A 22,576-nucleotide genomic window follows, 5' to 3' on the forward strand; every position below is an offset into this window, starting at 1 on the left:
ATGTCAAAAGAGAAGTTTGAGCGGAATAAGCCGCACGTAAACATTGGGACGATTGGTCACGTTGACCATGGCAAGACGTCGTTGACGGCTGCGATTACGAAGACGCTGGCCAAGGCTGGCGGTGCGAAATACACGGCCTATGATGAGATTGACAAGGCGCCGGAAGAGAAGGCCCGTGGTATTACGATTTCGACGGCTCACGTTGAATATGAGACGGCCAACCGTCACTATGCTCACGTGGATTGCCCTGGCCACGCGGATTATGTGAAGAACATGATCACCGGTGCGGCTCAGATGGATGGCGCGATTTTGGTTGTGTCCGCTGCTGACGGCCCGATGCCGCAGACGCGCGAGCACATTCTTCTGGCCCGCCAGGTTGGCGTCCCTGCTATCGTTGTGTTCCTGAACAAGGCCGACATGGTGGACGATCCTGAGCTGCTGGATCTGGTTGAGCTGGAAGTTCGCGAACTTCTGTCTTCCTACCAGTTCCCCGGCGACAAGATCCCCATCGTTCGCGGTTCCGCGCTGTGCGCTCTGGAAGACAAGAACCCGGATCTGGGCGAGAACGCCATCCTGAAGCTGATGGCTGAAGTGGATGCATACATCCCGCAGCCTGAGCGCGTTCTGGACAAGCCGTTCCTGATGCCGATTGAGGACGTATTCTCCATCGCCGGCCGCGGTACGGTGGTTACCGGCCGCGTTGAGCAGGGCATCGTGAAAGTGGGCGAGGAGATCGAGATCGTCGGTCTGCAAGACACCATCAAAACGACCTGCACGGGCGTTGAAATGTTCCGCAAACTGCTGGACGAAGGCCGCGCTGGCGACAACGTGGGCATTCTGCTCCGCGGTACGAAGCGTGAGGAAGTGATGCGCGGTCAGGTTCTGGCCAAGCCGGGCACCATCAAGCCGCACACCAAGTTCGAAGCCGAAGTTTACGTGCTGACGAAAGAAGAAGGTGGCCGTCATACGCCGTTCTTCAACAACTACCGTCCGCAGTTCTACTTCCGCACCACCGACGTGACGGGCACCGTGACGCTTCCGGCTGGCACGGAGATGGTCATGCCTGGCGACAACATCCGTATCTCGGTCGAGCTGATCGCTCCGATCGCCATGGATGAAGGCCTCCGCTTCGCCATCCGCGAAGGCGGCCGCACCGTCGGCGCAGGCGTCGTGTCCAAAATCGCGGCGTAAATAAAAAAACGCTAAATTTTGGTTGAACGACCGATTTTTTCTGCTATGTCTACGCGCCCTGCCGCTACCCCCTGAGGAAATCCCTAGGATAACTCAGGGGAAAATGGCAGGGCGACACTACCGCCTAACACTACCCGCTGTTTGAAAGCGTGAAGAGGAAAGTATGGAAGGCCAACGTATTCGTATTCGGCTTAAAGCCTTTGACCATCGTGTGCTGGATCAGTCCACGTCACAGATTGTCAATACGGCTAAGCGCACGGGAGCCCAGGTTCGTGGCCCGATCCCGCTGCCGCGCAACATTCAACGCTTCACGGTCAACCGCTCTCCTCACATTGACAAAAAGTCACGCGAGCAGTTCGAGATCCGTACCCATAAGCGTCTCATTGATATTGTTAACCCGACCCCACAGACCGTGGACGCGCTGATGAAGCTCGACCTGGCTGCCGGTGTTGCGGTTGAAATCAAGCTTGCTGGTGGAGTCGCAGCATGAGGACCGGTCTGATCGCAAAAAAGCTGGGCATGACCCGCGTATTCAATGAAAAGGGTGAGCACATCCCCGTGACGCTTCTCCAGGTTGAGAGCGCCCAGGTGGTGCAAGCCGGCAAGGAAGCCGTTTCTGGCAAGTTCCAGGTGCAGGTTGGCGTTGGCAAGGCCAAAGCGAAAAATACCAGCAAAGCGCTGCGTGGTCATTTCGCTAAAGCCGGTGTCGAGCCGAAAACCCGCCTCGTGACCTTCACGGTCAGCGAGAACGCGGTTCTGCCGGTTGGTGCCGAAATCCTCCCGAGCCATTTCGCTCCCGGTCAATATATTGACGTGCAGGGCATCATCAAAGGTCGGGGTTTTGCGGGCGTTATGAAGCGTCACAATTTCCGCGGTCTTGAAGCCAGCCACGGCGTATCCATCTCCCACCGCTCGCACGGTTCTACCGGTCAGCGTCAGGATCCGGGCCGTACCTTCAAAGGCAAGAAAATGGCCGGCCATTATGGCAACGAAATCATCACGCAGCAAAACCTGCGCGTGGTTTCCACGGATGACGAACGCGGCCTGATCGTGGTGCGCGGTTCCGTTCCGGGTGCCGAAGGTACGCTGCTGGTGGTGAAGGACGCTGTAAAGCGCGCGCTGCCTGGCAATGCGCCGTACCCCGCACAGCTTAAGAAAAATGAATCCGCCAAAGCTGCTGAAGCCAAGGCTGAGGAAGTGAAAAACGAGTCGACCGAAGCTCCGGCGGAAGCCGCAGCCCCGGCTGACAGCGAAGGGAAAGGTGAATAACCATGAAAGTCAAGGTTGTTACCCTAGAGAACAAAGCCGCTGGCGAAATCGAGCTGAATGATGCCGTTTTCGGTCTGCCTGAGCGTGCCGACATCCTGCAGCGCATGGTGGAATACCAGCGCGCCAAGGCTCGTCAAGGCACCCACAAGACCAAGACCATCAGCGAAATCAGCGGCCGTAAAGCTAAGCCGTTTAAGCAAAAAGGTGGTGGCCGCGCCCGTCAGGGTTCGCTCCGTTCCGCTCAGTTCCGCGGCGGTGCCACGATTTTTGGTCCGGTTGTGCGTTCCCATGCCATCGATCTGCCGAAAAAAGTCCGCAAACTGGCGCTGAAGACGGCCCTGTCCGTGAAAGCCGCCGCCGGTGAACTGATGATTGTTGACAGCCTGAGCTTCGACAAGCCGAAAACCGCCGAAATGAAGCAGAAGCTGACCCAGCTGGGCGTTTCCTCTGTTCTCTTCGTGGATGGCAATGCGGTGAACGAAGGCTTCAAAAAATCCGTTGCCAACCTGGTTTCCGTTGACGTGTTGCCCCAGATCGGCGCCAACGTCTACGACATCCTGCGCCATGACAACCTGGTGCTGACCAAAGAGGCCGTGCAACTTCTTGAAGAAAGGCTGCAATAATGAGCCTGCTCAAAGCATACGACATTGTTCGTCGCCCGGTGATCACCGAGAAATCCACGGTCCTGTCCGCGGAAAACAAGGTGGTGTTTGAAGTATCTATCGATGCTTCCAAGCCGGAAATCAAAAAAGCGGTGGAAGAGCTCTTCAAAGTGAAGGTCGAATCCGTCAATACCATCCGCACGCAAGGTAAAACCAAGCGTTTCCGTGGCCGTCTTGGCAAGCGCAGCGATCGCAAAAAGGCGATCATCACGCTCCAGGAAGGTCAAACCATTGATATGGCAGTGGGAGTCTAACCATGGCCTTGAAGCAATACAACCCAACCACCCCCGCGCAGCGTCAGCTGGTCCTCATCGACCGCGCCGAACTGTGGAAAGGGGCTCCGGTAAAAGAACTGACCGAAGGTAAGCGCAAAACCGGCGGCCGCAACAACAATGGCCGTATCACCACGCGCCATATCGGTGGCGGTCACAAGCAGCGTTACCGTCTGGTGGATTTCAAGCGCGCCAAGCGCGATGTGGAAGGCACGGTGGAGCGCATTGAATACGATCCCAACCGTACCGCTTTCATCGCCCTGGTAACCTATAAGGATGGCGAGCAGGCCTATATTCTGGCCCCGCAGCGCCTTGCCATTGGCGACAAAGTGATGGCCGGTAACGATGCCGACATCAAGCCGGGCAATGCTTTGCCGCTGCAGCGCATTCCGGTGGGCACCTTGGTTCATAACGTTGAGCTGAAAATCGGCAAAGGCGGCCAAATGGCCCGCGCTGCCGGCGCTTATGCTCAAGTGGCCGGTAAAGATGCCGGTTATGTGATGCTGAAACTTCGCTCCGGCGAGCTCCGCACGGTACGCGGCGAATGCTACGCAAGCATTGGCGCCGTGTCCAACCCGGACAACCAGAACGAAGTATGGGGCAAGGCTGGTCGCAGCCGCTGGCTGGGCGTTCGCCCGACGGTGCGCGGCGTGGCCATGAACCCGGTCGATCACCCGCATGGTGGCGGTGAAGGCCGCACCTCCGGTGGTCGCCATCCGGTGACGCCCTGGGGTAAAGGGACCAAAGGTAACAAGACGCGTACCAATAAGTCCACCCGTAAGTATATTGTTCGCAACCGCCATGGTCTGAAGGGTTAAGTATGCCTCGCTCGGTTTGGAAAGGCCCGTTTGTTGATGGTTATCTGCTGAAGAAGGCAGAAACCGTACGTAGTTCGGGTAAAAACACGGTTGTTAAAACCTGGTCGCGCCGTTCGACCATCCTCCCGCAATTCGTGGGCGTGACGTTCGGCGTGTATAACGGTCAAAAATTTGTTCCCGTCCTCGTGACCGAGGAAATGGTTGGGCACAAGCTGGGTGAGTTTTCACCCACGCGTACCTTCCATGGCCACGGCGGTGACAAAAAAGCCGTGCGCAAGTAAGGAGAAACGCGATGGGTAAACAAGCAACACCCCGCAGCCTGGCCGCTAATGAAGCGCGCGCCGTGCTGAACATGAACCGCATCAGTCCCCGCAAGCTCAACCTTGTGGCGCAGATGATCCGCGGCATGCATGTAAGCAACGCGCTGGCCCAGCTCACCTTCCTGCAAAAGCACGCAGCCAGCGACGTCAAAAAACTGCTGCAGTCCGCAGTTGCCAACGCTGAAAACAATCACAATCTCGACGTGGATAACCTGATTGTTTCCGAAGCTTACGTTGGCAAAGCCCTGGTGATGAAGCGTTTCCACGCTCGCGCCCGTGGCCGTGGTGCACGCATTCTTAAGCCATTCAGCAACATGACCATCGTGGTCCGCGAAGTGAAAGAGGAGACGGCATAATGGGTCAGAAGGTCAATCCCATTGGCTTGCGCATCGGTATCAACCGCACCGCGGATTCCCGCTGGTTCGCTGACCGTGAATACGCGGATTCTCTCCATGAGGATCTGAAAATGAAGGGCTACATCAAAAAGCACCTCAAAAGTGCCGGTGTTGCCCGCGTCGTGATCGAGCGCACGTCCAAAAAGGCCGTGGTGACGATCCACTCCGCCCGTCCGGGTGTGGTGATCGGCAAAAAAGGCGCCGATATCGACAAGATCAAGAAGGACCTCGGCAAGTTCACCAAAAACGAAGTTCACCTGAACATCGTGGAAGTGCGCAAGCCTGAGCTGGATGCGACCCTGGTGGCCGAATCCATTGCTCAACAGCTCGAGCGTCGCGTTTCCTTCCGTCGCGCTATGAAGCGCGCCACCCAGTCTGCTATGCGTCTGGGCGCCAAAGGGATTCGCGTGAACTGCTCCGGCCGTCTGGCTGGTGCTGAGATCGCCCGCCTGGAATGGTACCGTGAAGGTCAGGTTCCGCTGCACACGCTGCGCGCCGACATTGACTACGGCACCGCCCGCGCTGAAACCACCTACGGCACCATTGGGGTAAAGGTCTGGATCTACAAAGGTGAGATCTTCGGCCATGACCCGATGGCGCAAGAACGCAAAGCCTTTGAACAGCAATCGCTGCGCCAATAGGAAACTGAGTCATGTTACAGCCAAAACGCACCAAATACCGCAAAGCCCATAAAGGCCGCATTCACGGCCTGGCCAAAGGCGGTTCCGCTCTGAATTTCGGCTCCTACGGCCTCAAAGCCATGGAAACCGAGCGCATCACCGCGCGCCAGATCGAGGCTTGCCGCCGCACGATCAGCCGCCACATGAAGCGCGTCGGCCGTCTCTGGATCCGTATTTTTCCGGATGTTCCCATTTCCCAAAAGCCCGCCGAAGTGCGCATGGGTAGCGGTAAGGGTACGCCGGAATATTGGGCAGCTCGTGTTAAAGCTGGCCGTATTTTGTTTGAACTTGAAGGTGTTAGCGAAGAGATCGCCCGCGAGGCGTTTGAGCTCGCTTCCGCCAAGCTGCCGGTGAAGACCAAATTCATCAGCCGCATTCATACCGGTGAGGTGTAAGATGGAAGCTCAGGAACTTCGTACCAAAACTGCCGACCAATTGCTTGACCTTTTGAAGCAATTGCGTAAAGAGGCGTTCAACCTGCGTTTCCAGGCTGCCTCCGGTGAACTGAAAAACACGGTGCGCGCCCGTCAGGTGCGTCGTGATGCGGCCAGGATACTGACCGTGATCAACGAGAAAAAGAAAGCCTAGGGGTTAACGATGCCAAAGCGTCTATTACAAGGTGTAGTGGTGAGCGATGCCAACGACAAGACCGTCGTGGTCAGCGTGGAGCGCCAGATCAAGCACCCCATCTATCACAAGACGATCCGTCTTTCGAAGAAATACCATGCCCATGATCCGGAAAACCGTTTCAAGAAGGGCGATGACGTGCGCATCATTGAAAGCGCGCCGATTTCCCGCCTGAAGCGCTGGCACGTGGTGTATGAACAAGCGGCCGAAGCAGCACAGCCTAAGCCGAAGAAAAAGTAATTAGAGCCTGAAAAGCTTGTACTGGAGTAAGTCATGATTCAAATGCAAACCCGCCTCGATGTAGCCGACAATACCGGCGCTCGCAGCGTGATGTGCATCAAGGTGCTGGGTGGTTCCAAGCGCCGCGTTGCATCGGTGGGCGACATCATCGTCGTGTCCATCAAGGATGCCATTCCGCGGGGCAAGGTGAAAAAAGGCGATGTGTACCGCGCCGTGGTGGTTCGCACCAAAAAGGAAGTGAACCGCATCGACGGCACCGCCATCCGTTTTGACCGCAACGCCGCCGTGCTCATCAACAAGCAGGGCGAGCCGATCGGCACCCGTATCTTCGGCCCGGTGACCCGCGAGCTCCGCGCCAAGAAATTCACCAAAATCATCTCGCTGGCTCCGGAGGTGCTGTAATCATGGCCGCTAAGATTAAAAAGGGCGATCGGGTTCAGGTTCTGACCGGCCGCGACAAAGGCAAGCGTGGCGAAGTCGTCAAGGTTCTGCCGACCGAAAACCGCGTGGTGGTTGCCGGTGTGAATCGCATCAAGCGTCACACCAAGCCGTCCATGCTGTCCGCTGGTGGCATTATTGAGAAAGAAGCCCCGCTGCAGATTTCCAACATCGCGATCGTCGATCCCAAAAGCGACAAACCGACCCGCGTTGGTTTCAAGCTCCTGGGGGATGGCCGCAAAGTACGCTTCGCCAAGGATTCTGGCGAAGTACTCGACAAGTAGAAGGTTAGGAGAGCCGTATGGCCGCTAAGCAAGAAAATTACACGCCGCGTTTCAAGGAACTGTACAACAGCACCATCCGTCCGGAGATGCAGAAGAAGTACAATTACCAGAACGTGATGCAAATGCCCAAAATGACCAAAGTGGTCATCAACATGGGCGTAGGCCGTGACGGCGTGGCCAGCTCCAAATCCGTGGAAGCCGCAGCCAACGAGCTGGGCCTGATTGCCGGTCAGAAGCCGGTCATCACCCGCGCCAAGAAGGCCATCGCCGGCTTCAAAATCCGCGAAGGTCTGCCCATCGGTGCCAAAGTCACGCTGCGCGGCGCACAAATGTATGAATTCATGGACCGCCTGGTGACGATGGCCATGCCCCGTATCCGCGACTTCCGTGGTATTTCGGATCGCAGCTTCGACGGGCAGGGCAATTACACCCTCGGTCTCAAGGAACACATCGTGTTCCCGGAGATCAATTACGACAAAGTGGAAAAAGTGCGTGGTATGGACATTACCTTCTGCACCACCGCCGCCACCGACAAGGAAGCGAAAGATCTTCTTGAAGGTTTCGGCTTTCCCTTTATTAAACAAAACAAAGCAGCTTAATTAGGATTCGACATGGCCAAGCTCAGCTCGATGGAAAAAAACAAGCGCCGCGTGAAACTGTCCAAACAGTTTCTGGCACGCCGTAAAGCGCTTAAAGCCACCATCATGGATAAGCAGACCTCATTCGAAGACCGTTTTGCCGCTCAGGTGAAACTTGCAGAATTGCCGCGCAACAGTGCTAAAAACCGCGTGCGCAACCGCTGCGAGCTATCGGGCCGCCCCCGCGGGTTTTATCGCAAGCTGCGCATGTCGCGTATTGCGCTCCGCGATCTGGCATCCCGAGGCGAACTGCCAGGTGTCATCAAAGCCAGCTGGTAAGCGCTTACATCAATAACAAAAGGAATGTAATAACATGACCATGTCCGATCCATTAGCCGATATGCTTTCGCGTGTTCGCAATGGTCAGCGCGCCAAACTGGCAGTGGTGGAAGCCCCGAGCTCCAAACTGTCCATCAACGTGCTGAACGTGCTGAAAGACGAAGGCTACATCCGCGACTTCCGCGTGGAAGAACAAGATAACAAGCGCAACATCGTGATCGACCTGAAATATCACGATGGCGAACCGGTGATCAGCCGCATCACCCGCCTGTCCAAGCCGGGCAGCCGCATGTATTATGGCGCCAGCGAACTGCCCCGCATCCACAACGGCCTTGGCATCTGTGTCGTGTCCACCTCCAAAGGTGTGATGTCCGACTACCAGGCCCGTGTGCAGAATGTCGGCGGCGAAGTTCTCTGCAGCGTATTCTAAGGAGAGCTCATCATGTCACGCCTTGGTAAACTGCCAATTGAAGTACCCGAAGGGGTCAATGTCGAGCTTTCCGGCCAGGACCTGAATGTGTCCGGCAAGCTGGGTAAACTGAACACGAAGCTGCACCGCCTGGTGAAAGTCGAGTTCGCGGATAAAAAACTGACCGTGAAACCGGCTGACGAAAGCCGCGAAGCCCGCGCCATGTGGGGCATGAGCCGCGCCATCGTCAACAACCTGGTTCAGGGTGTCAGCAAAGGATACGAAAAGCGCCTGGAAATTCTTGGCGTGGGTTACCGTGCCGCCGTTCAGGGCGATATCCTGAACCTTACGCTTGGTTACAGCCATGAAGTACGCTTCGGCATTCCTCAGGGTATCAAGATCGTGGCCGAAAAGCCGACCACGCTGGTGATTTCCGGTTCCGACAAAGAGAAAGTCGGCCAGATTGCCGCTGAAATTCGCTCGCTGCGTCCGCCGGAGCCTTACAAAGGCAAGGGTGTTCGCTACGATGGCGAATATATCAATATGAAAGAAGGCAAGAAGAAGTAGGTTGGATATGACGCACGCAGCAAATCTTTTTGAACGTCGCCAACGCCGTGTCCGCTACCGGGTGAAGCAAACCCTGGGCGAGCGCAAGCGTCTGAGCGTTTTCCGTTCCAACCAGCACATCTATGCCCAGATCATCGATGATGCCGAAGGTAAAACCATCGTATCCGCTTCCTCGCTGGATAAGGAACTTGCTTCTGCTGTGAAAAACGGCGGCAACAAGGACGCAGCGGCCGCAGTCGGCAAACTGATCGCCGAGCGCGCCAAGAAGGCGAAAGTGGAAAATGTTGCATTCGACCGTGGTGGTTACAACTATCACGGCCGCGTGAAGGCTCTGGCCGAAGCGGCTCGTGAACACGGCTTGAAATTCTAGGAAGGATAAAGAATATGGCTCGTCCCGGTGGTAAAGAGCGTCCCGCTCGCGAGGAAAGCGACATGATCGACCGCTTGGTTGCGGTAAATCGTGTAGCTAAAGTGGTGAAAGGTGGCCGTCGTTTCGGCTTCGCCGCTCTCGTGGTGGTGGGTGATGGCAAAGGCCGTGTCGGTTTCGGCACCGGCAAAGCCAAAGAGGTGCCCGATGCCGTGAAGAAAGCGACCGACTCCGCCAAACGCACCATGATTCGCGTGCCGCTGCGCGAAGGTCGCACCATTCACCATGATATCCGCGGCCACTACGGCTCCGGTAAAATCGTGATGCGTTCGGCCCCGGCCGGTACGGGCATCATCGCCGGCGGCCCGATGCGCGCTGTGTTCGAAGCCCTCGGCATTCAGGACGTGGTAGCCAAATCGACCGGTTCTTCCAACCCGCACAACCTGATCAAGGCAACCTTTCATGCCCTGCAGGACGTGCGCTCCCCGCGTGCCATCGCCGGCAAACGCGGTAAGAAAATCGGTGAAATCATCGGCCGTCGCGAAACCGCATTCGGTAAGGCCGTGGATGAAGCCGCCGTTGAACAAGAAGCCCAACAAGCATAGTGGCACGAAGGATATAGGTCATGACTCCGGCAAAAGAAGCTGCCCCGAAGGCAACCGAAACCAAAAAGGCCCCCGCTAAAAAAGCGGCTGCCCCGAAGGATGAAGCAAAAGCCGCTGCCCCCAAGGCTGCGCCTGCTGCTAAAAAAGCCGCTCCGGCCAAAGCCAAACCCGCCAAGGCATCCAACAAGCCTGTGCGCGTAGCCAAGGCAAAAACGGCCGCTTACAAGGCTGCCGGTGGCAAAATGATCAAGGTGCGCCAGGTTGCAAGCCCCATTGGCCGCACCCAGGACCAGCGCGCCACGCTGATCGGCCTCGGCCTCAACAAACTGCATCGTGAAAACGAACTTCAGGATACACCTGCCGTTCGTGGCATGATCGCGAAACTGCAACATCTGGTGAAGGTGGTCGGCTAACTGCCACCCCACTTTAGGAGGAATCCATGCGTTTGAATCAACTGGCCGATAACCCCGGCGCCCGCAAAGGCAAAATCCGCGTCGGTCGCGGTATCGGTAGCGGCAAAGGCAAAACCGGCGGACGCGGCGTAAAAGGCCAGAAATCTCGTACCGGCGTGGCCATCAAAGGCTTTGAAGGCGGCCAGATGCCGCTGTACCGTCGTCTGCCGAAGCGCGGCTTCACCAGCATGAACCCGGTGGAATACGCCGTGATCAACCTGGCTGACATCCAGCGCTTCATCGACAGCGGCAAGCTGAAAGCCGGTGAAACCGTCACCAGCGACGCGCTCGTCGAAAAAGGCATCATCCGCCGTAAGCTTGATGGCGTTAAACTGCTCGCCAAAGGCAAGCTGAACGACAAAATCACGCTGAAAATCGACGCGGCTTCCGCTGCTGCCATCGAAGCGGTGAAAAAAGCTGGCGGTTCCGTTGAAGTTCCGGCCAAGGCTGAAAAAGCTGCTTAACCGATGAATGACTGACCAGAAAATGGCTTCCAGTTCTTGGAAGCCATTTTTTTTTGGCCTATCTTTTGCTCACCATTACAAAATCTATTGTGATGGCGGGTTAGAGCCACTACAACATTTCGGCGTTTCATGGGGTAATGCCCATACGCCTATTCATGACGGAGAAAAGAATGGCATCCGCCGCCGAGAAACTGGCACGAAATTTCAGCATGGGCAGTTTTGCCAAGGCCACCGAACTCAAGAACCGCCTCTGGTTTGTACTTGGCGCCCTCATCGTTTACCGCATCGGCACCTACATTCCGCTTCCCGGCATCGATCCCGTGGTGCTGAAAGAGGTGTTCAGCCAGCATTCCCAGGGTGTTCTCGGCATGTTCAACATGCTCGCCGGTGGCGCGCTTCAGCGTATGACCATCTTTGCCCTCAACGTCATGCCCTACATTACCGCCTCCATTGTTATGCAATTGATGACCGGTGTCTTCAAAAGCCTGGAGCAGATGAAGAAGGAAGGCGAAGTAGGAAGACGCAAAATCAACCAGTATACACGTTATTTCGCCGTCATGTTGGCTCTGGTGCAGGGCTACGGCATCTCTGTCGGACTGGAAGGCATGCAGGGCGCCAGCGGGCCGCTGGTGATGGATGCGGGGTTGTTCTTCCGCGTCACCACCGCCATTACGCTCTGCGGCGGCACCATGTTCCTGCTCTGGCTGGGTGAGCAAATCACCTCGCGCGGCATCGGCAACGGCACGTCGCTCATCATTTTCACCGGTATCGTGGCCAACCTTCCCAACGCGCTCGGCAACATGTTCGAACTCGGCAGGCGAGGGGCTTTTCCGATTGAGCTGGTGCTGGCCGTGCTTGCGCTGGCTGCCGGCCTGATCATCCTGATCGTGTTTGTGGAGCGCGCCCAGCGCCGCATCCTGGTGCAATACCCGAAACGCCAGATTGGCAATAAAATGACCGGTGGCGAAGCCACGCACCTGCCGCTGAAGCTGAACACCGCAGGCGTGATTCCGCCGATTTTTGCCGGTTCGCTGCTGCTGTTCCCGCTCACCATCGCCAACTTCAACGCGGGCAAGGGGCCGGAATGGCTGCGCGCGGTCTCCGCCCATCTGGGCCATGGCCAGCCGCTTTACATTCTGTTGTATGTGGCAGCCATTGTGTTCTTCTGCTTCTTCTACACGGCCGTGGTGTTCAACCCCAAGGATACGGCGGAAAACCTCAAGAAAAACGGCGGTTTCGTACCTGGCATCCGCCCCGGCCAGAACACCGCGGATTACCTGGATTACGTACTCACCCGCCTGACGGTGATCGGCGCGGCGTATATTTCCATCGTCTGCGTAATTCCCGAGGTGCTGATCGCCAAATATTCCGTGCCTTTCTATCTGGGCGGCACCAGTCTTCTGATCGTGGTCAATGTCACCATCGACACGGTGACGCAAATCCAGTCGCACATGTTCGCCCATCAGTATGAGGGGCTCATCAAAAAATCCCGCCTTGTCACCAAGAGGCAGAAAGCGTGAACATCATTCTGCTAGGCCCTCCGGGTGCGGGCAAAGGCACCCAGGCGGACATGCTGACCGAGCATTACGGCATGGCCAAGCTCTCCACCGGCGACATGCTGCGGGCGGAGGTGGCCAGCGGCTCTGCCATCGGTTCCAAGCTTCAGGCCATCATGAGCCGCGGCGAACTGGTGCCCGACGACATCATGATCGACATGATCCGCGCGCGCATCCAGAAGCCCGATTGCGGCAACGGCTTCACGCTTGATGGCTTTCCCCGCACGGAAGGGCAGGCTGCCGCGCTGGATGAGATGCTTGCGAAGGAAAAGAAATCCCTCGATTTCGTCATTGAACTGGCCGTGGACGATAAAATCCTGGTGGACCGTATTTCAGGCCGTTTCAGCTGCGCCAAATGCGGGGCAGGCTATCATGATCATTTCAAGCCGACCAAGGCATCGGGCATATGCGATGCCTGCGGTAGCGCCGAGTTCTCCCGCCGGGCGGACGACAATGCCGAGACCGTTGCCAAGCGCCTGAAGGCCTACCATGCGCAGACGGCTCCGTTGCTCCCTTACTATAAGAAAAAGGGGCTGCTGGTTTCCGTGGACGGCATGGCCCCCATGGAAGACGTCACCGCCTCCATCCGCAAAATCATCATGTCCCAGCCGAGTCGCATTTAAAGGAAATCCGCCGCTTTTCAGCAAATGGCGGCGCGAATGCCAAATGGGACTGGGGCAACGGCCTTTCCGGGCGAAAAATCCCGTGAAAAGCCCGCATGTGAAAAACCATAAAAAACCCCTAAAGAATCGTTGACAAGGCGAACTTTCTTCCTATGATGCACCCTCTTTAAAGGGTGCACCCGTGCCTCCAGCCGCGCCGCGCGTGGCGGAAATGCTAGGGTTAGCAAACAGAATATGGAGATTATCTGTGGCACGTATTGCCGGTGTAAACATTCCGACCCAAAAACGCGTTGAAATCGCGCTCACCTACATTCATGGCATTGGCCTTGCCAAATCCCATGAGATTCTTGGCAAAGCAGCCATCAGCGCCGACAAGCGCGTGAAGGACCTGACCGAGGGTGAGGTCATCAAACTGCGCGAAATCATCGACCGCGACTACATGGTGGAAGGGGATGTCCGCCGCATGGTGGCCATGAACATCAAGCGTCTGATGGACCTTGGCTGCTACCGTGGCCTGCGTCATCGCCGCGGCCTGCCGGTTCGCGGTCAGCGCACCAGCAGCAACGCCCGCACCCGCAAGGGCAAAGCGGTCGCCATCGCCGGCAAGAAAAAAGTCACCAAGTAATTGATTCAGCATAGGTCTTAACCATGAACAGCAAAGACAACACCGCTCGCGTTAAGCGTAAGGATAAGAAGAACATCTCCACCGGTGTGGCGCATGTGAATGCGAGCTTCAACAACACCATGATCACGATCACCGATCTTCAGGGCAACGTGATCTCCTGGTCTTCTTCTGGTGCCAATGGTTTCAAAGGCTCCCGCAAATCCACGCCCTATGCCGCGCAGGTCGCTGCTGAGAAGGCCGGCCGCTCCGCTCAGGAACACGGCCTCCAGACCGTTTCCGTGCTGGTAAAGGGCCCCGGTTCAGGCCGTGAATCCGCGCTGCGCGCGCTGCAGGCCATCGGTCACAGCATCACCGCCATCAAGGACATCACCCCGATTCCGCACAATGGCTGCCGCGCTCCCAAGCGTCGCCGCGTGTAATTAACTCCTTTTTCGACCTTCTCCAACGCATCACCAAGAGGTTCCATCCGTGATCAGCCGCAACTGGAAAGAATTGATTAAGCCGACCAAGCTCGATGTGCAGAAAACCAAAGATGGCAAGCTGCACGCCACCTTCCAGGCTGAACCGCTTGAGCGTGGCTTCGGCACGACCCTTGGCAACGCGCTTCGCCGCGTGCTGCTTTCTTCCCTTCAGGGTGCGGCCGTCACCAGCGTGAAGATCGAAGGCGTTCTGCACGAGTTCAGCTCCGTTGAAGGCGTGCGCGAAGACGTGACCGACATCATCCTCAACATCAAGCAACTGGCCATCCGTTCCCACCGTTCGGAAGGTTCCAAGGCCAGCATCCGCGCCGAGGGCCCCTGCGTGGTGACCGCCGCCATGATTCAATGCCCGGCCGATCTGGAAATCATTAACAAGGACATGGTGATCTGCCACCTCGACAAAGGCGCCAAGCTGAATGTGGACCTGACCATCGGCGTTGGCAAAGGCTACCTGCCTGCTTACCAGAACCGCCAGGAAGATGCCCCGATCGGCGTTATCCCGGTTGATTCCCTTTTCAGCCCCGTCAAGCGCGTGACCTACAAAGTAGAAAACGCCCGCGTTGGCCAGGTGACCGACTATGACAAACTGACCCTGGAAGTCGAGACCAACGGCACCGTTTCCCCGGAAGATGCCCTGGCCTTCGCCGCCAAAATCATCCAGGACCAGCTGACGCTGTTCATCAATTTCGACCTGAAGGACGAAGCCCCGAGCCGTGGCGCCGAGAGCGATTCCCCGTCCATCAACCCGTACCTCCTGAAAAAGGTGGACGAGCTGGAGCTTTCCGTACGTTCGGCAAACTGCCTGAAAAACGACAACATCGTTTATATTGGCGACCTGGTTCAAAAAACCGAGGCCGAAATGCTGAAAACCCCGAACTTCGGCCGCAAGTCATTGAACGAAATCAAGGAAGTTCTCGGCTCCATGAACCTGCGCTTCGGCATGCAGCTGGACAGCTGGCCGCCGGAGAACATCGAAGAACTCGCCAAGAAATTTGAAGACCCCTACGCATAAGCCAAAGGCCTGAGAAAAGGGCCTAAAAGAAGGAAAGACTACCATGCGCCATAATGTAGCAGGACGCAAACTCGGCCGCACCACGGCCCACCGCCATCAGCTGTTTGCCAATATGGCAGACGCCCTGGTGAAGCACGAACAAATCGTGACCACCTTGCCGAAAGCCAAGGAACTTCGCCCCTATGTGGAGAAGCTGGTGACGCTCGGCAAGAAAGGCGGCCTGCATGCCCGCCGTCAGGCTCTGTCCCTGACCAACAACGAGCAGACCGTCGGCAAGCTCTTCAGCGAAATCGCTGAGCGTTACAAAGCCCGCCAGGGCGGTTACATCCGCATCATGAAAGCGGGTTTCCGTCATGGTGACAATGCCGCCATGGCCATCATCGAATTCGTGGACCGCAACGAAGCCGCCCGCGGCCAGGATTCCGGCCCCGTTCAGGTGCAGGAAACGGAAGAAACCGCCGCTGCATAAGCCACGGCGATGATTCCAACTCAAGGGCTGCCCACCGGCAGCCCTTTTTGTTTCTGTGCCTCGCTTGCAGCGCTCTTTTCTTCTGCGGCAGGCACGCTATGATGCGGCGCAAACAACCCCTGTCTCCCTTGTTCGAGGATTCTCCCCATGCGTTGGCTTTCCCTGGCCGTTGCCGCCCTTGCCATCCTGTTATTTCTGCGCCCTGAGGCGCAATCCCAGGGCGCGGCGGCGCAGCTTCCCACCACCCGGCAGGATCTCATGTTCAGCTATGCCCCGCTGGTGAAGAAAACCGCCCCGGCGGTGGTGAACATCTACAGCCGCCGCAAGGAACGCACCCTCTCTCCCATCGTCAACGACCCCATGTACCAGCTTTTTTCCGGCGGGCAGGTTCCTGCCGTTATCAAAGAGCGGGTCGTGCAGTCCCTCGGTTCTGGAGTGATTATTGATCCCAAGGGTGTCATCGTCACCAACGGCCATGTCATCAAGGGCGCGGAGGAAATTCGCGTGGTGCTGGCCGATAAACGCGAGATGGATGCCAAAGTGATCGTAGCCGACAGCAAAACCGACATCGCCCTGTTAAAGCTCGATGCAGGTGGCGAGCCTTTGCCTTACCTTGAATTGAAGGATTCCGACGAGGCCCAGGTGGGCGATCTGGTCGTGGCCATTGGCAACCCCTTCGGCCTTGAGCAGACGGTGACCACCGGCATCGTCTCCGCCCTTGCGCGCACCACCGTCGGCATCACCGACTACCAGTTCTTCATCCAGACCGATGCCGCCATCAACCCCGGCAATTCCGGCGGCGCGCTGGTCACCATGGACGGCAAGCTGCTCGGCATCAACACGGCTATTTTCTCCAAAAGTGGTGGTTCACAGGGCATCGGCTTCGCCACGCCTGCCAACATCATCCGCGCCATCCAAAGCAGCCTCCAGGCCGATGGCAAAATCCTACGCCCATGGATCGGCGCTGGCTTTCAGGCCATTGACGGCAAAATCGCCGAATCCCTCGGCATGCCGCGCCCCATGGGCGTGCTGGTGGCCCGCGTGATGGACAAGGGCCCGGCAGACCGTGCCGGCCTGAAACTTCAGGACATCATCCTGAAAATCGACAATTACGAGGTGAACGACCCGCAGACGCTGCGCTACCGCATCGCCACGCTGGCCCCGGGCCGCCAGGTGACGCTGACCGTCAAGCGCTCTAGCGATACGCTCAATATCCCGCTCCGGCTGGAATCCCCCACCTACAACCCCGCGCCGGATTACCTGAACCTGAAGGGCGAACACCCGCTCTCCGGCACGCGCATCGCCAACCTCTCGCCGGGGCTGGCCAATGAGCTGGATCTCGACATGGAATCCCGCGGCGTGGTCGTCACCGCAGTGGAGCCGAACAGCCCGGCCGCCCGCATCGGCTTCAAACCCGGGGATATGATCGACCAGGCCAACGGCCGCAAGGCGGAATCCACCCAGGCGCTGGTGCGCCTGCTGAAGGATGCCACGCGCGAATGGGTGATCGTCGTCGCCCGTGGTGGGCAAAAGCTTGAACTGCGCTGGGTGCGCTGATGGGAGACGACCTCTTCATCGCGCCGCCACGGCCGCGCAAGGTGAAGGCGGAGCATATACCGCTGGCCGAGCGCCTGCGCCCCAAGGCGCTGGATGAGGTCATCGGCCAGGAGCATCTGATGGAAGAGGGCGGCCCGCTGGCCGGCATCCTCGCCAGCGGCCAGCTGCGATCGCTCATCTTCTGGGGTCCGCCCGGCAGTGGCAAAACCACGCTGGCCCGCCTGCTGGCCGAGCATTTTCACATGCCCTATGTCGCGCTGCCCGCCGTCACCTCCGGCGCGGTCGCCATTCGCGATGTGTGCGAGGACGCCCGAAAACACCATGCCGACCTCGGCCCAACGCTCGTCTTCGCCGACGAGATCCACCGCTTCAACCGCGCCCAGCAGGATGTCTTTCTGCCTTATCTGGAAGAAGGCAGCGTCATACTCATCGGCGCGACGACTGAAAACCCATCATTTGAACTCAATGCGGCTCTTTTATCCCGCGCCACGGTGCTGGTGCTGCACGCCTTCGACGAACCCCACCTGGCGGACCTTCTCACACGTGCTGAGCGCCTGGAAGGCAAAAAACTCCCCCTGACGGACGAAGCCCGCGCCACACTCGTCAGCATGGCCCAGGGCGATGCGCGCTACGCCCTCGGCCTGTCCGAGCAGCTCTGGCAGGCCGCGCTCAAAAAGCCGCTGGATGTCGCGGGCATGGAGAAACTCCTCTCCCGCCGTGCCGCCGTGTATGACAAGGACCGCGAAAGCCACTACAACCTCATCAGCGCCTTGCATAAGTCCCTCCGTTCTTCGGATGTGGATGCCGCGCTCTACTGGTTCGGCCGCATGATCGACGGCGGCGAATCCCCCGCCTACATCCTGCGCCGCATGGTGCGCTTCGCCAGCGAGGATATCGGCATGGCCGACAGCAACGCGCTGCTCGTCACCCAGTCCGCCTGGGATGCCTATGACCGTATGGGCAGCCCGGAAGGTGAGCTCTGCATCGCTCATGCGGTCGTTTACCTCGCCACTGCGCCCAAATCCAACCGCGTCTACATGGCCTGGAATGCTGCCTTCCGTGAAGCCAAAGCCACCAGCCACGCCATGCCCCCCATGCACAGCGTCAATGCGCCGACCAAGCTGATGAAGGACCTCGGCTACAGCAAAGGCTATGAATACGACCATGAGCTTGGCACGGGCGATGCCAGTTCGGGCCTGGATTATTTTCCTGAATCCGTCGGCCGCAAGAGCTTCTACCAGCCCAAGCAGGCAGGGCAGGAGGCCGTCATCGCCGAACGTCTCACCCGCTGGCGCGCGGCCAGGGAAAAGCGACAGAAGGAGAAAACATCATGATGATGCAGATGCTGCAATTACCCTTGCTGGTTGGCCTTGGCGGCGCGCTTGGCAGCCTGTGCCGCATGGGGCTGATGCAAAGCATTACCGGCGAGCATGCAGGTGCCCTGGCCGTGCTGGTGGCCAACATTCTGGGCAGCCTCGCGGCAGGCGTCATGCTCGGGCTGGATCTGCCCGCCTGGTGGCGCAATTTCGCGGTTATTGGCGTGCTGGGCGGCTTCACCACCTTTTCCAGCTTTTCGATGATCGCCACCACCTACATCGAGCGCGGCCAGTGGAGCTGGGCGTTCGGCTATGCGCTGGTGAGCGTTATCGGTAGCGTGGGGGCCTGCGCTGTGGCATACAGCCTGACCAAAGGATTCGCCACATGAGCCACGAAGAGACCCCCGCCAAAACCCCCTGGAAGCATCTGCCCGTCAAATCCGACGATGACGGCATGCGGCTGGACCGGTTCTGCCAGAAATACATGAAGGATGTCAGCTTCGTCGCCGCGCAGACGCTCATCCGCAAAGGCCGTATCAAGCTGGACGGCAAACGTGCCGACGGCAATGACCGCATCAAGGCGGGGCAGGCGGTGCACCTTGCGCCGGACCTCTTCACCGCCAAGCCGGAGAAGGATGTCGCCGAGCTCAGCGCCAAGGATGCCGCGCTGGTGAAGAACATGGTCGTCTATCAGGACAAGGACGTCATGGTGCTGAACAAGCCCGCCGGCCTGGCCGTGCAGGGCGGCAGCAAAATCAGGCAAAGCCTGGATAACATGCTGGTGGCGCTGAAGAAGGATGGCGAAGTGCCCAAGCTCGTCCACCGGCTGGACAAGGAAACCAGCGGTGCGCTGCTGGTGGCGCGCACGTCGCAGGCCGCGCGCTTTCTCACGCAGCAGTTCCGCGAGCGCGAGATGGAAAAAACCTACATCGCCCTTGTCATGGGTGTGCCGGAAAAGCGGCGTGGCGACATCAAGCTGCCCATCGCCAAAGGGCAGGTGGGTGGTGGTTATGAGCAGATGACCGTACAAAAAGGCGGAGATCCCGCTTTCACCAAATACGAAGTGCTGGACCTTTTCTCCGACCATGTCGCACTGGTTGCCTTAAAGCCCATTACCGGCCGCACTCACCAGTTACGTGTTCACATGGCCGCCATCGGCCATCCTATTCTGGGCGATGAGAAATACGGCAAAAACGCCTGTGTCGAAATCCCCGACGTGGTGGAAATGCAGCTACACGCCTGGCAAATTCTCGTGCCGCAGCGCACGGGCAGGCCCAAGCTCGTCACCGTGCCGCCGCCGCCCGCCATGAAAAAAGCCATGAGAAAATTTGAACTGGTATTGCCCGAATAACCCCTCACACCAACCCTCTCCCCGCAAGCGGGGAGAGGGAGTTTAGTCATCGTTTGTGCAACACATTATACACAAGGCAAAGCCTGCTCCCTCTCCCCGCTTGCGGGGAGAGGGTAGGGGTGAGGGGATGGCAGCAAAAAAAGGACGAACTTAAGAATGACAAGCGACAACATGGAAATCAGACTGGCCGATAACGGCTACCAGATCATCCGCAAAGGCACGCCCTTGCACAGCATGGAAAAACGCCCACTCACGCTGCCCACGCAAAAGCTGGCCTCCGCCGTGAGCAAAGAAATTGAATCCATGCTCGCCAAAAAGCAGGAGCCGCGCCCCTGCTATACGCTGAGCAGCATGGTGACGGACCACATCGCCCCTCGCCGTGAAGACGTTATCCACGTGCTTTCCGCCCAGCTCAACGGTGAAACGCTCTGCTACCTCGCCACCGATCCGCCCGAGCTTTTTGAACGCCAGAAAGCCGAATGGCTGCCCGAAATTGTCTGGCTGGATGATGCGCTCGGCATCACGCTGGTAAATACCGCCGGCATCCTCCCGGTTGACCAGCCGGAAGAGGCGCATGCCGCGCTCACCGACTGGCTCAGCGGGCTGGATGATTTTCGTCTCACGGCCTTCCACCAGATGGTGCAGCTCACCAGTTCCATCGTGGTTTCAACCGGGCTGTTGCTGGGGCGTCTGGATGTAAATGCCGCCATGCGTCTGGCCTACATGGAGCATGATTACCAGCTTGAGCACTGGGGCGAGGATGCCATCGCCCGCAAACGGCTGGATGCCGTGGCTTCGGAACTCACGGAAATCGTAAAATTCCTCGAATATCTACAGCAATAAATCGTTGATTTTAGAGGGCTAAACATGAAAGCCACATGTCAAGCGAATTATCGCTTTGCCACAAGGGATAGTATCTTTTATGTAGGGTGCCTTGCATCACGGTAACACTACGTTTCGTGGCGGTTACCGGTCTGCTTAAAGCGCCGGGGCAGGGCAGGCATCCAGCGGATGCATGACATGCCGAACGCGTTTATTTAGGTGTAACTAATTTAGGAATCTTCATGCGCCCAACGCCGATTGTCCGTGAACTCGAACAACGACGCGAACGCGCCCGCCTTGGCGGCGGTCAAGACCGCATCGATTCACAGCATGCCCGTGGCAAACTCTCCGCCCGTGAGCGCATCGAACTTCTTCTCGACGAAGGCACGTTCGAAGAGTTCGACATGTTCATCGAACACCGCTGCGCCAATTTCGGCATGGAGCAAAAACAGATCCCGGGCGATGGCTGCATCACCGGCTACGGCACCATCTTCGGTCGTCCTGTATTCGTCTACAGCCAGGATTTCACCGTGTTCGGCGGTTCGCTTTCCGAAAGCAACGCCCGCAAGATCTGTAAGATCATGGACATGGCCATGAAGGTCGGCGCACCCGTCATCGGCATGAATGATTCCGGCGGCGCGCGCATTCAGGAAGGCGTGGATTCCCTTTCCGGCTATGCCGAGATTTTCCAGCGTAACGTGCTGGCCTCCGGCGTCATCCCGCAAATCTCACTCATCATGGGCCCATGCGCCGGTGGTGCGGTCTATTCCCCTGCGCTGACCGATTTCATCTTCATGGGCCGCGGCACTTCCTACATGTTCGTCACCGGCCCGGATGTGGTCAAAACGGTGACACATGAGGAAGTCACGCTGGAAGCCCTCGGCGGCGCCGAAGTCCACACCCAGAAAACCGGCGTGGCCGATCTGGCGTTCGACAACGACATCCACACCATCACGCAGACTCGCCGCCTGCTGAATTTCCTGCCGCTCTCCAACCGCGAGCAGCCTCCCTTCGTGCCCACCACCGACCCGATCGATCGGGTGGAGGTCTCCCTCAACACGCTGGTGCCGGAAAACCCCAACAAGCCGTATGACATGTACGAGCTCATCACCCGCGTGGTGGATGAGGGCGATTTCTTCGAGATCAAACCGGACTATGCCAAAAACATCATCGTCGGCTTTGGCCGCATGGCGGGGCAAACGATTGGCATTGTGGCCAACCAGCCCCTCCACCTTGCAGGCTGTCTGGATATCGACGCCTCCCGCAAGGCTGCGCGTTTCATCCGTTTCTGCGATGCGTTCAACATCCCCATCGTCAGCTTCGTGGACGTCCCCGGCTTCATGCCCGGCACCAGCCAGGAATATGACGGCATCATCTCCCACGGCGCCAAACTGCTGTATGCCTATGCCGAGGCCACCGTGCCCAAAGTCACCATCATCACCCGCAAGGCCTATGGCGGCGCCTACATCGTGATGAGCTGCAAATATTTGCGTGGCGACATCAACTACGCCTGGCCGACGGCCGAAATCGCCGTGATGGGCCCCAAAGGCGCGGTCGAGATCATCTTCCGCGGCGCCAGCCCCGAGGAGGTCGAGCAAAAGACCATGGAATACCGCGAGAAGATCGCCAGTCCCTTCGCCGCGGCCTCGCGCGGCTATCTGGATGACATCATCCGGCCGCAGAACACGCGCTGGCGCATTTGCCGCGCGCTCGATCTTCTTCGTTCCAAGAAGCTCGAGAATCCGTGGAAAAAACACGATAACCTTCCCCTTTAGGCTCAGTTGAGGAA

34 protein-coding genes are annotated in these 22,576 nt (G+C 58.0%); all 34 read left to right on the plus strand.

Annotated elements, in window-relative coordinates; all coding sequences use genetic code 11:
- The 34 genes from tuf (at position 1) to GC177_01390 (ending at position 22,562) form a co-directional block, all read left to right on the plus strand.
- Positions 1–1,191 carry an elongation factor Tu gene (gene tuf, locus GC177_01225; GenBank protein ID MBI1274575.1) on the plus strand — a complete coding sequence of 397 codons (1,191 nt, stop codon included), beginning with the start codon at positions 1–3 and terminating at the stop codon, positions 1,189–1,191.
- Positions 1,192–1,354: 163 nt separating this feature from the next.
- On the plus strand, positions 1,355–1,681 hold the full coding sequence (gene rpsJ, locus GC177_01230) for a 30S ribosomal protein S10 (GenBank protein ID MBI1274576.1): 327 nt from the start codon (positions 1,355–1,357) through the stop codon (positions 1,679–1,681).
- Positions 1,678–2,460: a 50S ribosomal protein L3 gene (locus tag GC177_01235; GenBank protein MBI1274577.1), complete on the plus strand. Its 783-nt coding sequence runs from the start codon at positions 1,678–1,680 to the stop codon at positions 2,458–2,460. The genes rpsJ and GC177_01235 overlap by 4 nt, the downstream gene beginning before the upstream one ends.
- A 2-nt stretch (positions 2,461–2,462) precedes the next feature.
- Positions 2,463–3,083, plus strand: coding sequence for a 50S ribosomal protein L4 (rplD, locus tag GC177_01240; GenBank protein ID MBI1274578.1), 621 nt, complete (start codon positions 2,463–2,465; stop codon positions 3,081–3,083).
- A complete protein-coding gene (locus tag GC177_01245) occupies positions 3,080–3,376 on the plus strand; it encodes a 50S ribosomal protein L23 (protein ID MBI1274579.1) in 297 nt (98 codons plus the stop codon). The genes rplD and GC177_01245 overlap by 4 nt, the downstream gene beginning before the upstream one ends.
- A 2-nt stretch (positions 3,377–3,378) precedes the next feature.
- Positions 3,379–4,212: a 50S ribosomal protein L2 gene (gene rplB, locus GC177_01250; protein MBI1274580.1), complete on the plus strand. Its 834-nt coding sequence runs from the start codon at positions 3,379–3,381 to the stop codon at positions 4,210–4,212.
- Between the two features lie 2 nt (positions 4,213–4,214).
- A complete protein-coding gene (gene rpsS, locus GC177_01255; protein MBI1274581.1) occupies positions 4,215–4,493 on the plus strand; it encodes a 30S ribosomal protein S19 in 279 nt (92 codons plus the stop codon).
- 11 nt (positions 4,494–4,504) lie between these two features.
- Positions 4,505–4,888: a 50S ribosomal protein L22 gene (locus GC177_01260; GenBank protein ID MBI1274582.1), complete on the plus strand. Its 384-nt coding sequence runs from the start codon at positions 4,505–4,507 to the stop codon at positions 4,886–4,888.
- Entirely contained in the window at positions 4,888–5,568 is a 681-nt protein-coding gene (gene rpsC / locus GC177_01265) for a 30S ribosomal protein S3 (protein ID MBI1274583.1), read from the plus strand. Before GC177_01260 ends, rpsC begins: the two co-directional genes overlap by 1 nt.
- 11 nt (positions 5,569–5,579) lie before the next feature.
- Positions 5,580–6,002: a 50S ribosomal protein L16 gene (gene rplP, locus GC177_01270; GenBank protein ID MBI1274584.1), complete on the plus strand. Its 423-nt coding sequence runs from the start codon at positions 5,580–5,582 to the stop codon at positions 6,000–6,002.
- A 1-nt stretch (position 6,003) separates the two neighbouring features.
- Positions 6,004–6,195 (plus strand): 50S ribosomal protein L29, encoded by a 192-nt coding sequence (locus tag GC177_01275; GenBank protein MBI1274585.1) that lies wholly within the window; start codon positions 6,004–6,006, stop codon positions 6,193–6,195.
- Between the two features lie 9 nt (positions 6,196–6,204).
- Positions 6,205–6,474 (plus strand): 30S ribosomal protein S17, encoded by a 270-nt coding sequence (gene rpsQ / locus GC177_01280; protein MBI1274586.1) that lies wholly within the window; start codon positions 6,205–6,207, stop codon positions 6,472–6,474.
- 33 nt (positions 6,475–6,507) lie between these two features.
- Positions 6,508–6,876, plus strand: a complete 369-nt coding sequence (gene rplN / locus GC177_01285; GenBank protein MBI1274587.1) for a 50S ribosomal protein L14 — start codon at positions 6,508–6,510, stop codon at positions 6,874–6,876.
- A 2-nt stretch (positions 6,877–6,878) separates the two neighbouring features.
- Positions 6,879–7,196 carry a 50S ribosomal protein L24 gene (locus GC177_01290; protein ID MBI1274588.1) on the plus strand — a complete coding sequence of 106 codons (318 nt, stop codon included), beginning with the start codon at positions 6,879–6,881 and terminating at the stop codon, positions 7,194–7,196.
- Positions 7,197–7,213: 17 nt separating this feature from the next.
- Positions 7,214–7,795, plus strand: a complete 582-nt coding sequence (gene rplE / locus GC177_01295; protein MBI1274589.1) for a 50S ribosomal protein L5 — start codon at positions 7,214–7,216, stop codon at positions 7,793–7,795.
- A 12-nt stretch (positions 7,796–7,807) separates the two neighbouring features.
- The gene (gene rpsN, locus GC177_01300) at positions 7,808–8,113 is read left to right on the plus strand and encodes a 30S ribosomal protein S14 (protein ID MBI1274590.1); all 306 of its coding nucleotides are present in this window, start codon (positions 7,808–7,810) and stop codon (positions 8,111–8,113) included.
- A gap of 34 nt (positions 8,114–8,147) precedes the next feature.
- The gene (gene rpsH, locus GC177_01305; GenBank protein ID MBI1274591.1) at positions 8,148–8,543 is read left to right on the plus strand and encodes a 30S ribosomal protein S8; all 396 of its coding nucleotides are present in this window, start codon (positions 8,148–8,150) and stop codon (positions 8,541–8,543) included.
- Between the two features lie 12 nt (positions 8,544–8,555).
- Positions 8,556–9,089: a 50S ribosomal protein L6 gene (locus GC177_01310; protein ID MBI1274592.1), complete on the plus strand. Its 534-nt coding sequence runs from the start codon at positions 8,556–8,558 to the stop codon at positions 9,087–9,089.
- 7 nt (positions 9,090–9,096) lie between these two features.
- Positions 9,097–9,459 carry a 50S ribosomal protein L18 gene (locus tag GC177_01315; GenBank protein MBI1274593.1) on the plus strand — a complete coding sequence of 121 codons (363 nt, stop codon included), beginning with the start codon at positions 9,097–9,099 and terminating at the stop codon, positions 9,457–9,459.
- A 14-nt stretch (positions 9,460–9,473) separates the two neighbouring features.
- On the plus strand, positions 9,474–10,061 hold the full coding sequence (locus GC177_01320) for a 30S ribosomal protein S5 (protein MBI1274594.1): 588 nt from the start codon (positions 9,474–9,476) through the stop codon (positions 10,059–10,061).
- Between the two features lie 242 nt (positions 10,062–10,303).
- Positions 10,304–10,474, plus strand: coding sequence for a 50S ribosomal protein L30 (rpmD, locus tag GC177_01325; protein MBI1274595.1), 171 nt, complete (start codon positions 10,304–10,306; stop codon positions 10,472–10,474).
- Positions 10,475–10,500: 26 nt separating this feature from the next.
- Positions 10,501–10,977, plus strand: coding sequence for a 50S ribosomal protein L15 (locus GC177_01330; GenBank protein MBI1274596.1), 477 nt, complete (start codon positions 10,501–10,503; stop codon positions 10,975–10,977).
- A gap of 170 nt (positions 10,978–11,147) precedes the next feature.
- The gene (secY, locus tag GC177_01335) at positions 11,148–12,497 is read left to right on the plus strand and encodes a preprotein translocase subunit SecY (protein ID MBI1274597.1); all 1,350 of its coding nucleotides are present in this window, start codon (positions 11,148–11,150) and stop codon (positions 12,495–12,497) included.
- Positions 12,494–13,156, plus strand: a complete 663-nt coding sequence (locus GC177_01340) for an adenylate kinase (GenBank protein MBI1274598.1) — start codon at positions 12,494–12,496, stop codon at positions 13,154–13,156. The genes secY and GC177_01340 overlap by 4 nt, the downstream gene beginning before the upstream one ends.
- 247 nt (positions 13,157–13,403) lie before the next feature.
- Positions 13,404–13,781 (plus strand): 30S ribosomal protein S13, encoded by a 378-nt coding sequence (gene rpsM / locus GC177_01345; GenBank protein MBI1274599.1) that lies wholly within the window; start codon positions 13,404–13,406, stop codon positions 13,779–13,781.
- A gap of 23 nt (positions 13,782–13,804) precedes the next feature.
- Positions 13,805–14,200, plus strand: a complete 396-nt coding sequence (gene rpsK, locus GC177_01350) for a 30S ribosomal protein S11 (GenBank protein MBI1274600.1) — start codon at positions 13,805–13,807, stop codon at positions 14,198–14,200.
- Positions 14,201–14,249: 49 nt separating this feature from the next.
- The gene (locus tag GC177_01355; GenBank protein MBI1274601.1) at positions 14,250–15,272 is read left to right on the plus strand and encodes a DNA-directed RNA polymerase subunit alpha; all 1,023 of its coding nucleotides are present in this window, start codon (positions 14,250–14,252) and stop codon (positions 15,270–15,272) included.
- A 43-nt stretch (positions 15,273–15,315) separates the two neighbouring features.
- Complete coding sequence (locus tag GC177_01360; GenBank protein ID MBI1274602.1) at positions 15,316–15,741, plus strand: 50S ribosomal protein L17; 426 nt, start codon at positions 15,316–15,318, stop codon at positions 15,739–15,741.
- Positions 15,742–15,888: 147 nt separating this feature from the next.
- Positions 15,889–17,298 carry a Do family serine endopeptidase gene (locus GC177_01365; protein ID MBI1274603.1) on the plus strand — a complete coding sequence of 470 codons (1,410 nt, stop codon included), beginning with the start codon at positions 15,889–15,891 and terminating at the stop codon, positions 17,296–17,298.
- Positions 17,298–18,632, plus strand: coding sequence for an AAA family ATPase (locus GC177_01370; GenBank protein MBI1274604.1), 1,335 nt, complete (start codon positions 17,298–17,300; stop codon positions 18,630–18,632). Before GC177_01365 ends, GC177_01370 begins: the two co-directional genes overlap by 1 nt.
- Positions 18,632–19,003, plus strand: coding sequence for a fluoride efflux transporter CrcB (locus tag GC177_01375; protein ID MBI1274605.1), 372 nt, complete (start codon positions 18,632–18,634; stop codon positions 19,001–19,003). Before GC177_01370 ends, GC177_01375 begins: the two co-directional genes overlap by 1 nt.
- Positions 19,000–19,965, plus strand: coding sequence for an RluA family pseudouridine synthase (locus tag GC177_01380; protein MBI1274606.1), 966 nt, complete (start codon positions 19,000–19,002; stop codon positions 19,963–19,965). The genes GC177_01375 and GC177_01380 overlap by 4 nt, the downstream gene beginning before the upstream one ends.
- Before the next feature lie 156 nt (positions 19,966–20,121).
- Positions 20,122–20,808 carry a hypothetical protein gene (locus tag GC177_01385; protein MBI1274607.1) on the plus strand — a complete coding sequence of 229 codons (687 nt, stop codon included), beginning with the start codon at positions 20,122–20,124 and terminating at the stop codon, positions 20,806–20,808.
- A 221-nt stretch (positions 20,809–21,029) separates the two neighbouring features.
- The gene (locus tag GC177_01390; GenBank protein MBI1274608.1) at positions 21,030–22,562 is read left to right on the plus strand and encodes a methylmalonyl-CoA carboxyltransferase; all 1,533 of its coding nucleotides are present in this window, start codon (positions 21,030–21,032) and stop codon (positions 22,560–22,562) included.
- The last annotated feature ends 14 nt before the right edge of the window (positions 22,563–22,576 follow it).

Source organism: bacterium (assembly GCA_016124905.1).
Lineage (GTDB): Bacteria > Pseudomonadota > Alphaproteobacteria > Rickettsiales > RI-342 > RI-342.

Bases quoted from the DNA above. Each gene is read 5' to 3' on its own strand.
- tuf (MBI1274575.1), top strand. From the start codon at position 1: ATGTCAAAAGAGAAGTTTGAGCGGAATAAGCCGCACGTAAACATTGGG.
- rpsJ (MBI1274576.1), top strand. From the start codon at position 1,355: ATGGAAGGCCAACGTATTCGTATTCGGCTTAAAGCCTTTGACCATCGT.
- GC177_01235 (MBI1274577.1), top strand. From the start codon at position 1,678: ATGAGGACCGGTCTGATCGCAAAAAAGCTGGGCATGACCCGCGTATTC.
- rplD (MBI1274578.1), top strand. From the start codon at position 2,463: ATGAAAGTCAAGGTTGTTACCCTAGAGAACAAAGCCGCTGGCGAAATC.
- rplB (MBI1274580.1), top strand. From the start codon at position 3,379: ATGGCCTTGAAGCAATACAACCCAACCACCCCCGCGCAGCGTCAGCTG.
- rpsS (MBI1274581.1), top strand. From the start codon at position 4,215: ATGCCTCGCTCGGTTTGGAAAGGCCCGTTTGTTGATGGTTATCTGCTG.
- GC177_01260 (MBI1274582.1), top strand. From the start codon at position 4,505: ATGGGTAAACAAGCAACACCCCGCAGCCTGGCCGCTAATGAAGCGCGC.
- rpsC (MBI1274583.1), top strand. From the start codon at position 4,888: ATGGGTCAGAAGGTCAATCCCATTGGCTTGCGCATCGGTATCAACCGC.
- rplP (MBI1274584.1), top strand. From the start codon at position 5,580: ATGTTACAGCCAAAACGCACCAAATACCGCAAAGCCCATAAAGGCCGC.
- GC177_01275 (MBI1274585.1), top strand. From the start codon at position 6,004: ATGGAAGCTCAGGAACTTCGTACCAAAACTGCCGACCAATTGCTTGAC.
- rpsQ (MBI1274586.1), top strand. From the start codon at position 6,205: ATGCCAAAGCGTCTATTACAAGGTGTAGTGGTGAGCGATGCCAACGAC.
- rplN (MBI1274587.1), top strand. From the start codon at position 6,508: ATGATTCAAATGCAAACCCGCCTCGATGTAGCCGACAATACCGGCGCT.
- GC177_01290 (MBI1274588.1), top strand. From the start codon at position 6,879: ATGGCCGCTAAGATTAAAAAGGGCGATCGGGTTCAGGTTCTGACCGGC.
- rplE (MBI1274589.1), top strand. From the start codon at position 7,214: ATGGCCGCTAAGCAAGAAAATTACACGCCGCGTTTCAAGGAACTGTAC.
- rpsN (MBI1274590.1), top strand. From the start codon at position 7,808: ATGGCCAAGCTCAGCTCGATGGAAAAAAACAAGCGCCGCGTGAAACTG.
- rpsH (MBI1274591.1), top strand. From the start codon at position 8,148: ATGACCATGTCCGATCCATTAGCCGATATGCTTTCGCGTGTTCGCAAT.
- GC177_01310 (MBI1274592.1), top strand. From the start codon at position 8,556: ATGTCACGCCTTGGTAAACTGCCAATTGAAGTACCCGAAGGGGTCAAT.
- GC177_01315 (MBI1274593.1), top strand. From the start codon at position 9,097: ATGACGCACGCAGCAAATCTTTTTGAACGTCGCCAACGCCGTGTCCGC.
- GC177_01320 (MBI1274594.1), top strand. From the start codon at position 9,474: ATGGCTCGTCCCGGTGGTAAAGAGCGTCCCGCTCGCGAGGAAAGCGAC.
- rpmD (MBI1274595.1), top strand. From the start codon at position 10,304: ATGATCAAGGTGCGCCAGGTTGCAAGCCCCATTGGCCGCACCCAGGAC.
- GC177_01330 (MBI1274596.1), top strand. From the start codon at position 10,501: ATGCGTTTGAATCAACTGGCCGATAACCCCGGCGCCCGCAAAGGCAAA.
- secY (MBI1274597.1), top strand. From the start codon at position 11,148: ATGGCATCCGCCGCCGAGAAACTGGCACGAAATTTCAGCATGGGCAGT.
- rpsK (MBI1274600.1), top strand. From the start codon at position 13,805: ATGAACAGCAAAGACAACACCGCTCGCGTTAAGCGTAAGGATAAGAAG.
- GC177_01360 (MBI1274602.1), top strand. From the start codon at position 15,316: ATGCGCCATAATGTAGCAGGACGCAAACTCGGCCGCACCACGGCCCAC.
- GC177_01365 (MBI1274603.1), top strand. From the start codon at position 15,889: ATGCGTTGGCTTTCCCTGGCCGTTGCCGCCCTTGCCATCCTGTTATTT.
- GC177_01370 (MBI1274604.1), top strand. From the start codon at position 17,298: ATGGGAGACGACCTCTTCATCGCGCCGCCACGGCCGCGCAAGGTGAAG.
- GC177_01375 (MBI1274605.1), top strand. From the start codon at position 18,632: ATGATGCAGATGCTGCAATTACCCTTGCTGGTTGGCCTTGGCGGCGCG.
- GC177_01380 (MBI1274606.1), top strand. From the start codon at position 19,000: ATGAGCCACGAAGAGACCCCCGCCAAAACCCCCTGGAAGCATCTGCCC.
- GC177_01385 (MBI1274607.1), top strand. From the start codon at position 20,122: ATGACAAGCGACAACATGGAAATCAGACTGGCCGATAACGGCTACCAG.
- GC177_01390 (MBI1274608.1), top strand. From the start codon at position 21,030: ATGCGCCCAACGCCGATTGTCCGTGAACTCGAACAACGACGCGAACGC.